12 protein-coding genes are annotated in these 14,168 nt (G+C 58.3%); 6 read left to right on the top strand and 6 right to left on the bottom strand.

What is annotated here, in order from left to right; all coding sequences use genetic code 11:
- The first annotated feature begins 1 nt into the window (after window position 1).
- The 5 genes from malQ to AC0L8N_RS10785 all read left to right on the top strand — a co-directional run bounded on the left by malQ (window position 2) and on the right by AC0L8N_RS10785 (window position 6,571).
- The gene (gene malQ, locus AC0L8N_RS10805; protein WP_473667661.1) at window positions 2-1,540 is read left to right on the top strand and encodes a 4-alpha-glucanotransferase; all 1,539 of its coding nucleotides are present in this window, start codon (window positions 2-4) and stop codon (window positions 1,538-1,540) included.
- Window positions 1,541-2,014: 474 nt separating this feature from the next.
- Complete coding sequence (locus AC0L8N_RS10800; RefSeq protein WP_473667660.1) at window positions 2,015-3,265, top strand: efflux RND transporter periplasmic adaptor subunit; 1,251 nt, start codon at window positions 2,015-2,017, stop codon at window positions 3,263-3,265.
- Window positions 3,240-4,067: an ABC transporter ATP-binding protein gene (locus AC0L8N_RS10795; RefSeq protein WP_473667659.1), complete on the top strand. Its 828-nt coding sequence runs from the start codon at window positions 3,240-3,242 to the stop codon at window positions 4,065-4,067. Before AC0L8N_RS10800 ends, AC0L8N_RS10795 begins: the two co-directional genes overlap by 26 nt.
- Window positions 4,064-5,302 carry an ABC transporter permease gene (locus AC0L8N_RS10790; RefSeq protein ID WP_473667658.1) on the top strand — a complete coding sequence of 413 codons (1,239 nt, stop codon included), beginning with the start codon at window positions 4,064-4,066 and terminating at the stop codon, window positions 5,300-5,302. The genes AC0L8N_RS10795 and AC0L8N_RS10790 overlap by 4 nt, the downstream gene beginning before the upstream one ends.
- A gap of 15 nt (window positions 5,303-5,317) precedes the next feature.
- Window positions 5,318-6,571 (top strand): ABC transporter permease, encoded by a 1,254-nt coding sequence (locus AC0L8N_RS10785; protein WP_473667657.1) that lies wholly within the window; start codon window positions 5,318-5,320, stop codon window positions 6,569-6,571.
- Window positions 6,572-6,627: 56 nt separating this feature from the next.
- Here AC0L8N_RS10785 and AC0L8N_RS10780 read toward each other — a convergent pair whose 3' ends face one another.
- From AC0L8N_RS10780 to murQ, 5 genes are all read right to left on the bottom strand, one after another.
- Entirely contained in the window at window positions 6,628-7,317 is a 690-nt protein-coding gene (locus tag AC0L8N_RS10780; protein WP_473667656.1) for a fumarylacetoacetate hydrolase family protein, read from the bottom strand.
- Between the two features lie 262 nt (window positions 7,318-7,579).
- Entirely contained in the window at window positions 7,580-8,842 is a 1,263-nt protein-coding gene (murA, locus tag AC0L8N_RS10775) for a UDP-N-acetylglucosamine 1-carboxyvinyltransferase (protein ID WP_473667655.1), read from the bottom strand.
- Window positions 8,843-8,930: 88 nt separating this feature from the next.
- Window positions 8,931-10,211 carry an MFS transporter gene (locus tag AC0L8N_RS10770; RefSeq protein WP_473667654.1) on the bottom strand — a complete coding sequence of 427 codons (1,281 nt, stop codon included), beginning with the start codon at window positions 10,209-10,211 and terminating at the stop codon, window positions 8,931-8,933.
- Window positions 10,212-11,165 (bottom strand): N-acetylglucosamine kinase, encoded by a 954-nt coding sequence (locus tag AC0L8N_RS10765; protein ID WP_473667653.1) that lies wholly within the window; start codon window positions 11,163-11,165, stop codon window positions 10,212-10,214.
- Window positions 11,158-12,054 (bottom strand): N-acetylmuramic acid 6-phosphate etherase, encoded by an 897-nt coding sequence (gene murQ / locus AC0L8N_RS10760; RefSeq protein WP_473667652.1) that lies wholly within the window; start codon window positions 12,052-12,054, stop codon window positions 11,158-11,160. Before murQ ends, AC0L8N_RS10765 begins: the two co-directional genes overlap by 8 nt.
- A gap of 80 nt (window positions 12,055-12,134) precedes the next feature.
- Between murQ and AC0L8N_RS10755 the strand changes: the two genes are divergently transcribed.
- The gene (locus AC0L8N_RS10755) at window positions 12,135-13,313 is read left to right on the top strand and encodes an exo-beta-N-acetylmuramidase NamZ family protein (protein ID WP_473667651.1); all 1,179 of its coding nucleotides are present in this window, start codon (window positions 12,135-12,137) and stop codon (window positions 13,311-13,313) included.
- 52 nt (window positions 13,314-13,365) lie between these two features.
- Here AC0L8N_RS10755 and nagB read toward each other — a convergent pair whose 3' ends face one another.
- Window positions 13,366-14,163: a glucosamine-6-phosphate deaminase gene (nagB, locus tag AC0L8N_RS10750; protein WP_473667650.1), complete on the bottom strand. Its 798-nt coding sequence runs from the start codon at window positions 14,161-14,163 to the stop codon at window positions 13,366-13,368.
- Between the last annotated feature and the right edge of the window lie 5 nt (window positions 14,164-14,168).

Here is a 14,168-nt window from a genome sequence, read left to right as displayed (position 1 = left end):
CATGAGTAATAACCACTACGCCTCCATGCTGAAGACCGGCCGGCAAGCCGGAGTGCTGCTGCCAGTGGCCTCGCTGCCAGGCCCTCATGGCATCGGTGAACTGGGTCGCAGCGCGTATCGCTACATCGATTTCATGCGCGACGCCGGGCTCGGTGTCTGGCAGTTTCTGCCGCTGGGCCCGACCGCGTACGGCGATTCTCCTTATCAGGCCTTGTCGACGTTTGCCGGCAGCGAACTCAATATCGACGTCGAGAATCTGCGAGAGCTGGGTTTACTCACTGACAAGGATCTTGCGGGCCTGCGCGCATTGCCAGCTTCATACATTGACTATCCGCAGGTCATTCAACTCAAGTGGGTAGCCTTGCTCGCCGCCGCTGGTCGATTCGATCAGCGCGCGCCCGGTAATCTGCAAGTCGCCTTCGATGACTTCTGCGCCAAACACAACAGGCACTGGCTGCACGACTACGCCCTCTTTCGGGTGCTTAAGTCTCGGCATCAACAACGACCGTGGACGGAATGGCCGCGACCGCTCCTAGCGAGAGAACCGGCGGCGCTTCGGCAACTGGAAACCACTGCGACGGACACCATTCGGGCCATCAAAGTCTTGCAGTTCCTGTTTCACCGGCAGTGGCAGCAGTTGCGCCAGTACGCCCACGACGCCGGCGTGGCGCTGTTCGGTGACATGCCCATTTACATTGCACTCGACAGCGCCGACGCCTGGTCGCGCCCCGAAATGCTGCGGCTGGACAAGCATGGCAAGCCGCTCGCGGTCGCCGGTGTCCCACCGGACTATTTCAGTGACGACGGCCAACTGTGGGGCAATCCGCTGTATGACTGGGAACGTCATGCACAGGGAAACTACCGCTGGTGGGCAAACCGAATCAGCGCGACGCTGGAGCAGGCAGACCTCATCCGTATCGATCACTTCCGCGGTTTCGAGTCATATTGGGCTGTTCCGGCTGATGTGTTGACAGCGCGCGTCGGTCAGTGGGAAGCCGGACCGGGCGATGCCTTGTTCGACGCGATGAAAGAACAGCTTGGCGAGTTACCCATTGTCGCCGAGGACCTTGGAATGATTACACCGGAGGTTGAAGCCCTGCGTGACCGCCAGCAGCTGCCCGGCATGACGGTACTTCAGTTTGCGATCAATGACGACGGCTTTGACCTCGCTCACATAGCCTCCAATCAGGTTTGCTACACCGGCACACACGACAACGACACAACACTTGGCTGGTACAGCGGCAGCCCCGATTTGCGCTCGGAGGAAGACATTGCCGCTACCCGCCACAAGGTTCACGTGCTGACCAGCAGCGACGGCAGTAATGTCGCCATGGACCTGATCAGGGCCGCCTATTCCACTGCAGCCTGCCTTGCGATTGCACCAATGCAGGACTACCTCGGGCTGGGTTCGGAAGCACGCCTTAACGTACCGGGGACTACCGACAACAACTGGCGCTGGCGTGTGACAGAGCATCAATTATCAGCGTCGCTGTCCGAGCAGATCGCGCGCATGGTTGACGAAGCAGGCCGCCGCCCGTAGTAGTCAACACCGGTGCCTGCGTATAGCGCATTGCGCTCGCGGGCGGAGCAACAACAACCGGTTAGTTCAATATCTGATTCGAGCGCGCAGAGTTGTTGCGCGGCAACAGTGTCAGCCAAACCTATCTGCAGCCGGACACGCCTCCCGGCAATGCAGAGCGAGCCCGCACGCAAGCTGAATTACCCCAAACAACATTAGCCAGCGACCCGTATCAACACCACCAATTGGCAGCCGGCGTAAACCCTATCCGGGTTTCATGCATCTATGGAATAAGGAATTCGACGATAACTCAGGCGTATACCGGTTCGACCCGATCCGGCAGAACCTTTCGCACGGGCGTCGTCTAACAAGAAGTCAGGCCCATCAGCAGCGCGATAACAAGAAGATCAGGTACTGAACCGCTCTCAGTATCGTGCTTGCGACACCGCTGAACGCCGCGGGCGTCCAGCCGGTGCGAACAATGCGGGGATACGAATGAAGCGAAAGACTATCTGGATTGCAGGTGTCGCCCTGCTCGTCGTGGCCGTGGCCGGCGCCATGAATTTTCGAAGCGGGCAGGAAACGCTGCTTGAAGTACAAACCGCGGATGTGAAGCTCGAGACCATCATCCAAAAGGTGAATGCGACCGGGCGCATACAACCCAAAACACAGGTGCGGATCAGCGCTGACGTCAGCGGCAAGATCATGGCGCTACACGTTGAAGAAGGCCAATCCGTCGAAAAAGGACAATTGCTGGTCGAACTGGATCGGGAACGCTATCTCGCTGCCGTAGAACGTGCCGAGGCCAATGTCCGTTCAGCGCAAGCCAATGCCAAGCTCATACTCCAGAACCGGAATAAAGCGGAGAAGGACTACGACCGGGCACGTGACATGATCGCGCGCAAACTCGAATCGCAGTCGGCGATGGATTCTTTCGATGCAGCCTATCAAGTAGAGATCGCCCGCTACGAAGCAGCGCTTGACGATATCGAACAGGCCCGGGCGACGTTGAAACAGGCACAGGATGATTTGTCGAAGACGACTATCTATTCACCAATGGCCGGCACGATCAGTGACCTCGACAAAGAAGAAGGCGAAATCGCCATCGGCTCGCAGTTCCAGGAAGACATGATTCTGATAGTGGCCGACCTCCGGGAGATGGAAGCCCAGGTCAACGTTGATGAGAACGACATCGTCAATGTGCAGATTGGCCAGCAGGCCGAAGTTGAAGTCGACGCACTGCTCGGCGAAACCCTGATCGGCACGGTGTACGAAATTGCCAATACGGCCAACACCACTGAACCTGGCACCAACAACCAGAAGACAGAATTCGAGGTAAAGGTCGCTATCGCCGGGGAAATCTCTCGGCTCCGGCCCGGCATGACCGCCAGCGCAGACATTTTCACCATGACCAAGGAGGACGTCGTTGGCGTCCCCATACAAAGCGTTGCCGTACGCACTATCGATCAACTCACGCTGGAAGAAGAAACCGTTGAAGAAGCGGAACGACGCTTCACGGCCGATGCCGACGGCTTTGTCGAAATCGTATTCTGCATCGAGAATGGCAAGGCCGTTGCCCGCCAGGTCAAGACCGGTATTCAAAGCGACGACATGATCGAAATCCTGTCCGGCGTCGAAGCGGGGGATGTCGTCGTAACGGGCAGTTACCGGGCCATCTCCGCAGACCTCAACAATGGCGCGGAGGTCACGGTCAATAATGATGGCGACAAACGCAACCGGGCCTGAGAGCCTCGAGATGGCAGCGCACGGCAAACTCTCCGCCGTGTTAACGCTGCGCGATATCGTTAAGACCTACGACATGGGCTCGCAGCAAGTGCACGCGCTGCGCGGGGTGACGCTGGACATTGGCCGCAACGAGTACGTTGCCATCATGGGGCCATCCGGCTCAGGCAAGTCCACATTGATGAACATCATCGGTTGCCTCGATGTACCAAGCAGTGGCAGCTACTCACTGGGTGGTGAGATGGCGGACGCCAAATCTGAAACGGAGCTGGCCGACATCCGCAATCGCATGATCGGCTTCGTATTCCAGACGTTTAATCTGATCCCCCGCGCAAACGTACTGCAAAACGTCGAGCTGCCGCTGATCTACGGCGGCATATCAAAGGCGAACCGCCGGACCCGAGCCGAACAGGCTATCAGTCGCGTGGGGCTGACTGACCGAATGCTGCACCGGCCGAACGAACTGTCAGGCGGTCAGCGACAACGCGTCGCGATCGCACGTGCCCTCGTGTTCAACCCGTCTATCATTCTTGCGGACGAACCGACCGGCAACCTGGACAGCAAGACCGGCAATGAAATCATGACCATGTTCGATGAACTGCACAGCGAGGGTCAGACCATCATCCTCGTCACCCACGAAGACGACATCGCCGCTCATGCGCACCGCACAGTGAAGCTACGTGACGGTTTGGTTGAAAGCGATTTGCCGAACGAGGCCCCGGCAAGTTCTACACATGACGGCTCGGCAAGCACCAGCGACACCGCGAAACAGAACGGCGCGATACTTCCGGACCATCAGTCATGAGAATGCTCGTCGACGTCAACGAATCCCTGAAAATCGCGATGAGCGCCATCGTCGCCAACAAGGCACGCGGCGTACTGACCACGCTCGGCATCATCATCGGCATCGTTGCAGTCACCACAACAATGACCGCGTTCAATGGCATGCAAACCGCATTTCGCCAGGGCGCTGCCGCCGTGGGCGCCGATGTTGTTTACGTGTCGCGCATGCCGTGGATCGTCATGAACAACTGGTTTGAGTACCGTAACCGGCCCAATCTGAGCATTGATGAAGCCGATAGTTTGCGAACAGCATTTCGGGGTCGTGCCATCGTTAATCCGACGATGAATACACGTCGCGATCTCAAGTACCGGTCAGCGGTTCAGGAGGGTATTACGGTTATCGGGACGACTGAACTGCTGCCCGTCGTCACGAACCGATTGCCGGAGTTCGGTCGCTTTCTGATGACCTTCGACAATCTGTACAAGAAACCGGTCGTGGTTATCGGTCAGGGTGTCGCCGCGGGCCTGTTCGAGAACGTGAATCCGATCAACAAGGAAATCAACATCGGCGCCCACAAGTTCCGCATCGTTGGCGTCATGGAGAAGCAAGGTGGCAGTACCTTCGGCGGGCCGGACTTTGATCGTCAGGTGTTTATTCCGATCTCGACGTTCCTGAAGGTCTTCGGTGGCCGCCGCAGCAACGACGTCGATATTGCCGTCAAGGCCGCCAACATAGCTGACATGGAAGATCTCGAATACGAAGTCATTGGAGAAATGCGCAAGATTCGCAAACTACGGCCCAGCGAAACGGAAGATTTCTCCATCAATAAACTGGACTCTCTGATGGGGGCGTTTAACAGCGTCGTCGGTGCCGTGCTCGCCATCGGTCTGCTGGTCACGAGCATCTCGCTGTTTGTGGGCGGCATTGGTGTTATGAACATCATGTTTGTGTCGGTCACCGAGCGCACCCGCGAGATCGGCATACGCAAAGCGATCGGCGCAAGGCGCCGGAGCATCCTGCTCCAGTTCCTGTTCGAGTCGGCGATCATTTGCCTGCTGGGAGGTCTCATCGGTATAGCCGCTGCGTCCGGCATAACCTTGCTGATCAATTCGAGCGGCCTGATGCCGGCGAGCAACTCTCCGACCATCCTGACCGCCGCCGTGCTTATTTCAGTCCTCGTTGGCGTGGCCGCCGGATTCGTCCCTGCCTGGAAAGGCGCGCGCCTGGATCCGATTGAAGCGCTTCGTTACGAATAACAACCGGAATCCATTGTGCAAAGAGTCGATACCTTACTGATGTCACTGCAAGCGATCCGCAGCAACAAGTTGCGCTCGTCATTAACGCTGTTCGGCATCGTTCTCGGGGTCGCCTCCATCATTGCGGTAATGACCGGCATTACTGTTGTGCAGGGAACGATGGAAAAGGAGATGACAATCCTCGGTGCACAGACCTTTCAGGTGCAGAAGTGGCCAACCGGCTTTTCCACGGACGAAGAACGGCGTAAAGCCATGCGACGGCCACCGCTAACGCTCGATGACGCCGCCGCTGTTCGTGAACAGGTACAGAACGTCGATATCGTGGGCTCGGAACTGTGGGAGTTCGGCTTCTCCGCCGAGTACCGCGGCGAAACGACCAATGAGAACATCGCCATCTGCGGTGGCACACCGGAATACCCACAGAACAACAGCCACGTCGTGCAGTACGGTCGCAATCTGTCAGAAATGGATGTGCGCGCCGCTCGCAAGGTCGCGGTCATCGGCTCGGCTATCGCATCGCGGCTCTATCCGTTTGTGGACCCAATCGGTCGTGACATCCGGGTCGACGGGCGCAAGTACCAGGTGGTCGGCGTATTCGACACCAAAAATTCGGCCTTCGGTGGCCAGTACGATAACTACGTACTCATTCCGGTCAGCACCTTCGTCAACATCTACGGTCTCACCAACAACGACGGTTTCGCACGATCGGTCAATATCACATTGCACGCCCGGACACCTGAAGTTGTCGCTGATGCCATGGAAGAAGCCCGCCAGGTATTGCGGCGCGTCCGCAACGTCCCGCGCACGGAAGAAGACAACTTCACGATGTACAACAGCGAAAGCTCAATCGCGCAGTTCAATCAGATGACGCTTGGCATCAAGATCGGGGCGTTTATCGTGGGCATCATCGCACTGGTTGTCGCCGGAATCGGCATCATGAATATCATGCTGGTGTCCGTCACCGAGCGCACCAAGGAAATCGGCATACGCAAATCGCTGGGCGCGCGGCCCAGGGACATATTGCAACAATTTCTGCTTGAAGCCGTTGTCCTGTGCAATGTTGGCGGACTTATCGGCGTGCTGCTCGGTTTCGGCTTCGGCAATTTGCTGGTTAAGCTCGGCATGTCCGACTCGTTCGAAACCGCTGTGCCGCTGGAATGGGCGGTGATCGGCCTGTTGTTCTGTTCAGCCGTCGGAGTGCTCTTCGGTATGTTGCCCGCGATCAAGGCTTCCCGCTTGAACCCTATTGACGCACTCCGCTACGAGTAATCACTTTCGCCTGTGTTCGCTCACAGCGGTGCAAGCAGCACCGACGACATTGGTCCTTACGCTATTTGCAACGCAAGCTCAGCAACACCGTCGACACCACCGGTCACTCGATCGCCGGCCACGACTGGCCCGACGCCGGCCGGCGTGCCGCTGTAGATCAAATCGCCGGGAGCTAAATGATAGAAACGCGACAAGTGAGCAATCACTTCCGGCACCGACCAGATCATGTCATCAGTGCTGGAGTCCTGTTGTATGACGTCGTTGACAGCCAGCCAGATACGGGCGCCCTTCGGGTGGCCGATGTCCGCAACCGGACGAATGGCTGAAATGATTGCGCCATCTTCAACGTCTTTCGCGATGCTCCATGGCCGCCCCTTTTCCTTTGCCGCCGCTTGCAGATCACGCCTTGTCATATCCAGGCCGCTGGCGTAGCCGAAAACGAGTTCCAGTGCAGCGGCCTGATCGAGCTCAAAGCCACTCTTGCCGATGGCGATAACCAGTTCAATCTCGTGATGAAAGTTGCTGGTTTCAGACGGGTACGGAATCGTCGAACCGGATGCCGTTACAGCGTGAGCGGATTTCGTAAAGTAGAAAGGTTCTTCCCGTTCGGGATTACCACCCATCTCGCGGGCATGCGCCGCGTAGTTTTGGCCTACACAGAATATCCGCCGCACGGGAAAGCGCTGCTCACTACCAAACACAGCCGCCGATGGCTGCGCGGCGGGCGGGAAGACATACGTCGTCATTGGCGAACTCCGGTAATTAAATCAATGAAAATCCATTCTGTCAGAAATCGCGCCAGTTACAGGCGGGATTCACTATGACAAGCAGCAGACTTTAGATCGTGTGAAACAACAGCGCGAACTCTTAGTACACGCGATCGCAGGGAAATGCAGAACATCAGGCGCGGCAATTCGCCAATCAAGCAAGAGCCCAAGTACCCCTAATATTTTTCTATTGGCCCGTACGAGATCAACCACTCAGCAAGCAACTTACAGGCACTTCGCGCTACGCCGATTCGCTGACCCGCTCGATTTCGGCGCCGAGGCTGGCCAGTTTGCGTTCGAGGAACTCGTAGCCGCGATCGAGGTGATAAATGCGGTTGACCGTAGTTACGCCTTTGGCAGCAAGCCCTGCAATTACCAGGCAGGCACTCGCGCGTAAATCCGTCGCCATCACGCTGGCGCCACTAAGTCCGCCGCGCTTGCCGCGCACTACCGCTACCTGTGCCATCGGCGAAATATTCGCCCCCAGACGCACCAGTTCCTGGACGTGCATAAAGCGGTTCTCGAATATGCCTTCCGTAATGATTGAAGTACCGCGCGCCTGAGTCATGAGAGCCATGAACTGCGCCTGGAGATCGGTCGGGAAGGCCGGATACGGTGCTGTTGCGACGTCGGTACCGGACCATTCGTCGGTTGCATCAACGGTAACGGAGGTCGCATCCGAGTGCGTGGAAAAACCGCACTCCTGCATCTTGTCGGTCAATGCCTGCAGGTGGAGCGGGACGCATTGCTTGATCGTCACGGCGCCGCCGGTGATAGCGCCGGCAATCAACAGTGTTCCTGCCTCGATACGATCAGCCACGATGCGGTGTTCGGCGGGGTGCAATTCGTCCACGCCATCGATCGTGATTACGCTGGTGCCCTCGCCGTCAATTTGTGCGCCCATCGCGCGCAGGTAGTGAACCAGGTCCACCACTTCTGGTTCTTTCGCTGCATTTTCGATAACGGTCGTACCGCGAGCGAGCACAGCAGCCATCAGCGCGTTCTCAGTTCCACCGACCGTGACTTTATCGAACAGTATCTGCGCGCCCTGCAGACGGCGGGTTTTGGCGATGACGTAACCCGCCTCGATTTCAATTTCCGCTCCAAGCCGCTTCATCGTCTGCACGTGCAGATCGACGGGTCGCGAGCCTATGGCGCAACCACCCGGCAGACTCACACGGGCTTCACCGTAGCGAGCCAGCAATGGACCAAGGCACAGGATGCTGGCGCGCATTTTGCGCACGAGATCGTATTGAGCCTCCATTTTCTCTGGCCGCGTAACGGTCACCTGCATCGAATTACCGCTGCGCTCGACCTGGCAATTCAGGGCACGCAGCAACAATTCGGTCGAATCGATATCGCGCAATTGCGGTACGTTTTCGAAGCGGTGGGTCCCGTCCGCCAGCAGCGTGGAGAACAAAATCGGCAACGCCGCGTTTTTTGAGCCGCTGACGTCCACCGACCCACTTAAGGAGTGGCCGCCAACTACTTTGATGGATTGCAAATGCTTATCTCCGAATTAACTGCTGCAGATCGAGCTGTGAATACTCTGGACGAGTCGTGTGGCAACGATACGCGAAACTGATGGCAAATTATGGCGCGCCACTCTTACCAAAATCCCGGTCAAGCGGTACCGCCCAGACGACCAGGAAAGAGGGGATTGTAGCGACCAGAATCCAGATAAAGAAACTCTGGTAGCCAAGCCACTCCTGCAGCCAGCCGCTGACCATGCCCGGCAGCATCATGCCGAGCGACATGAAACCGGTACAGATTGCATAGTGCGCGGTGCTGTGCGGGCCGCGCGCGATGTAGATCATGTACAGCAGGTACGCGGTAAAGCCAAAACCGTAGCCGAATTGCTCAATGCCCACTGCCAGGTTGATAAGTAACAGGTTCTCGACCTGCAGGTAGGCAAGGAATACGTAGGCGATGTTGGGCAGGTTGATGGCCAGCACCATCCACCAGAACCAGCGGCGAAGCCCATGCCGCGCAGCCAGGATGCCGCCCAGTATCCCGCCGATGGTCAACAGGGCTACGCCCACGGTGCCGTAGACAAAACCGACATCGAAGGTACTCAGCTCCAGGCCACCCTGCGCTTTCGTATCAAGCATGAACGGCCCGGACATCTTCACAAGCTGTGCTTCTGCGAAGCGGTACAAGAGCAGGAACGCGAGTATGCGGCCTATGTAAGGCCGTCGGAAAAAGCTCACGAAGGTGTCGAGAGCCTCGCGCAGCATGGCGCTCACGGCATCACTACGCCCGGCGACATCCTCGGCCGGGCGCGGCAATACGAAGCGATGCCAGACGAACAAAGCGAGGAACAGCGCGGCCAGACAGTAGAAGGTCAGGCTCCAGGCCAGAGTGATGCTGCCGGTCCGGGTCTCCAGATAACCTGCCAGCATGACCAGCAGCCCCTGGCCGGTCACCATCGCCAGGCGAAAGAAGGTGCTGCGAAAACCGACAAACCAGGCTTGTTGCCGTTCACTCAAGCCCAGTATGTAAAAACCGTCCGCCGCAATATCGTGGGTGGCGGAGCTGAAAGCCAGCAACCAGAATACGGCCAGTGTGTAGCGAAAGAAATCGCCGGTCGGCAGCGTCAGCGCGATACCGGCAAGGCCGGCGCCGATCAGCAGCTGCATCGCCACTATCCAGTAGCGGCGCGTCTTGACGATATCGACCAGCGGGCTCCAGATCGGCTTGATCACCCACGGCAGGTACAGCCAGCTTGTGTAGAACGCGATGTCAGTGTTCGAGACCCCGAGCCGTTTGTACATGATGACCGACACCATCATTACAACGACGAACGGAATACCCTGCGCGTAGTAAACGCTTGGTATCCAGAACCAGGGGCTGGTTTTTTGCGGCGTCTGCAATCAGCTTCCGGTGTGCAACAGGTCGCGTGCCATGACGAGCGCACCTTCAACAGGTTCGCTGACAACAATCAGCGGTTGTGGCTGTATACCCATCGCAGCCAGGTGATTCAGCAGTTTGACGCGATAGAAGTCGCCGGAACAGGCAATGCCGCCTGCCATGGCCAGCGAAGTATTGTCACTGAGCCCCAGCTTTTGAATGGTCGCGGCGACCAGCGCTGCGGTGGCCCTGGCACCACTGTCGATGAGCGCTATAGCAACGGCATCGCCGTCAATGGCCGCCTGCATGACCACCGGAGCCAATGCAGCGATCTCCTGGCGTATGTCCACCGAGCGGCCCAGCTGGCGGGTAATTTCGCGGGGATCATCAACCCGCAGGCGGCGGGTCAGTGCATTGACCAACACCGTCGGCGGACCGATGCCGTCAACGGCGTCGGCTACCGCTGTCAGCGCCCGTCGACCAGTATCAAAACCGCTGCCCTGGTCACCAAACCAGTGCCCCCAGCCACCGACAACGGCGCGCTCGCCGGCAGCGTTGATCCCCACAGCGACCGAGCCGGTGCCCACGACAAGCCCGACTCCGCAACCGGCGCGGACACCCACAGCAAGCAACAGCTCAGCGTCATGCACAATATTGATTCGTTCCGCCAGCCGCCGACGTTTTGCCCAGTCGCGAATGACAGCCTGCAAATCCGGCAAGGAGCTGCCGGCAAGCCCCAGAACCGCTACCTCGATCTGCCGACCGACAGTTCCTGCCGCTTCATGCGCCGCGTCAATTGCCACGTCGAGATTGGTGCAGGCGTGCACGGTGCCTACCGCACGGACATTCGAAGGTCCGCCGTAGCCGACCCCGAGCGTGCTGATAGTTCCGTCTGCTGCAACACCTGCCACGCGCGCGGTGGTTTTGGTGCCACCACCGTCGACGCCGATGATCAGCGTTTGCTGGATATCAGTCATGTTCTTCCAAGGCAGCACGCAGGCGGCCGCCGGTCCTGGCCAATCGCGCCCGCGCAGACTCCGGAGTAATTCCGAGTTGCTGACACACGATCGCTGTCTTCAGTTCGCCGCCGCAGGCATTCAGCAACTCGCGCGCATCGCCGTCCGAAAGATGGGTTAGTTGCTGCACAATTCGCACCGAGCGTTCGACGAGCTTCTGGTTGCTGGCCTGCAGATCCACCATCAGATTGCCGTAAGTCTTGCCGAGCCTCACCATCGCGCCGGTTGTCAGCATGTTAAGCACCATCTTGGTCGCCGTACCTGCTTTGAGGCGGGTTGATCCCGACAACACTTCCGGCCCGACGGTAACGGCAATGCCGATATCGGCTTCAGTCACCACGGGGCTCCCCGCATTGCAACTGAAGCCTACTGTTCCCGCCCCGATTTGTCTGGCGTACTGCAAACCACCGAGGACGTACGGCGTATGCCCACTCGCCGCAATACCGACCAGCACATCACTGGCCGAGAAGTTGATCGCACGTAGATCTTCCGCGCCCTGCTCTCGGGAATCTTCTGCGCCTTCAACAGCCCGGTAAACGGCCTCGTCACCGCCTGCGATCAACGCAAGCACTTGCTCGGGGTCCGCATTGAACGTCGGCGGGCATTCCGATGCATCCAGCACACCGAGTCGCCCCGACGTGCCCGCGCCGGTATAGACGAGTCGCCCACCGGCCGCGAGTCGGCTCGCTATCAGATCGATCGCAGCGGCGATGACCGCTGCCTGTTCGGCGACAGCCGTTGCAAGTTTCGCGTCTTCATTGTTCATCAGACGCACGAACTCAATGGAACTGAGCTTATCGAGCTCCGTTGATGCCGGGTTGCGTGCCTCGGTTGTCAGTTCTTTTTGCATTGCACTACTATACCTGTCCGCCTTTAACTGCGAGTCTGCCTGTTGTGCTGCGCTTCCGCTCCGCAAAACGTATCCGGTTCGTGGCGCTGATAACCGCGGTGCTCGCACTGTCCGCTTGCAGCACCAGCCCGGTACTCACGGGCATCGATGTTCTGGTCCGCGATAACTTTCAGCCCATTGCTGCACAACGCATTGCACTGATTACCAATCACACCGGTATCGCCCGCGACGGGCAAAGCACAATACAGCTTCTGCACAACGCCCCGAATGTTGAACTCGCGCGGATATTCAGCCCCGAACACGGGATTGCCGGTACGCTTGATGTTGAACATATTGATCACGGTGTCGAGCAGCGGACTCAAATTCCTGTCTTCAGCCTCTACGGAGAAACGCGCGGACCAACAGCGGAGATGCTTGCCGGCATCGATACCGTCGTTTTTGATATCCAGGACATCGGCACTCGCTTCTACACCTATATATCGACGATGGCCAAAGCGATGCAGGCTGCCGCCGATCACGGTGTGCGTTTTGTCGTGCTCGATCGCCCGAACCCTATTAACGGGACTGAGGTGAGCGGGCCTGTCATTGACGAAGGCAAACAATCGTTTGTCGGCATCCATCGCATCCCGGTTCGGCACGGCATGACCGTCGGCGAACTGGCCCGTTTGTTCAATACTGAAATGGACATCGGTGTCGAGCTGCAGGTAATCGGTTTGCGCGGCTGGAGACGTCACCAGTATTTCGACACCACCGGACTGCGCTGGGTGAACCCCTCGCCGAACATGCGCAGCCTCACGCAAGCGTTGCTGTACCCCGGCATTGGCCTGCTGGAAACGACCAATTTGTCGGTCGGACGCGGCACTGGTACGCCGTTCGAAATCATCGGTGCGCCGTGGCTGGATGGTGAAGCGCTCGCGAGTCAGCTTAACGCTGCCAGGTTGCCTGGCATTCGTTTCAGCTCGACGGAATTCACGCCCGACGCCAGCAAATTTGCGAACGAACTTTGTCACGGTGTGCGTTTCACCATTACTGACCGCGCGCGCTTCGACCCTCAAGAAACCGGTTTCGAGATCGCCCGGCAACTGGCGTTGTCTTACGGAGATCGCTGGGAAAGCGATCGCTACCTGCGGCTGCTGGGCAATGAACGCACGTTGCAGGCGGTTCGTGCGGGCACACCGTATTCCGGAATACTTGCGGTCTATGCTGATGACCTTGCCGCGTTTCGCGAGCGTCGCAAGCCTTACCTGCTGTATCGCTAGTGCTGACGATTCACCACCGGGGCACCATCCGGCCGGCAGCCTCAAAGACGCATCAGCCATCACTACGCTGTAACTCCAAAGCCTGTCGCTGCTGACTGATCCAGTCGTAATAGTTGCGCAGCCGCAGCCGGCTGGCCGCGGCTTCGTCGATCAGCACAGTTGCCTTTTCATGTAACTGCAACGCGGTCGCGGGCCACATTGCTGATACAGGTCCTTCGATCATTTGCTGCACGGCTTCCGCTTTGGCCTCACCGGTTGCCAGCAACAGCACCGAGGCGGCCTCCTGGATTGTGGCAATGCCCATTGTGATCGCAATCGTCGGCTGCTGTGCCGGGTCATCGAAATAGCGACTGTTACTTTCCAGTGTTTCGCGGGTCAGCGTTTTCACCCGCGTACGTGAACTAAGGCTGGAAGTGGGTTCGTTAAAGCCGATGTGGCCGTTGCGACCGATCCCCAGAATTTGCAGATCAATACCGCCCGCGGCCTGTATGGCCGCTTCGTAACGCGGCCCGATCAGGTCGGGATCTTCGTCTGCAGCGCACTCCGGAAGGTGCGTCTTGCTGTGCACGAAATCGGTTCGGTCGAACAACTCCCGGTTCATGTAGGAACGATAACTTTGCGGATCATCGGTACCGAGACCAACGTATTCGTCGAGGTTAAAGCTGGTCGCGCCAGCGAATGACACGCGGCCCTGTTCATAATCCGCAACCAGCAAGCGGTACATTGCCAGTGGGGTACCGCCGGTTGCGAGGCCCAGAACGGCTTCGGGCTTATTCTGCAGCAATGTCCGTATCCGGCGCGCACCTTCAGCAGCCACTGCCGCACCGTCTTGCAGGATGACGATATCCATAAGCG

The organism is Woeseia sp. D3-10 (genome assembly GCF_055809415.1).
Note: the sequence above shows the minus strand (reverse complement) of the source record. Positions and strands in the feature narration are given on the sequence as shown.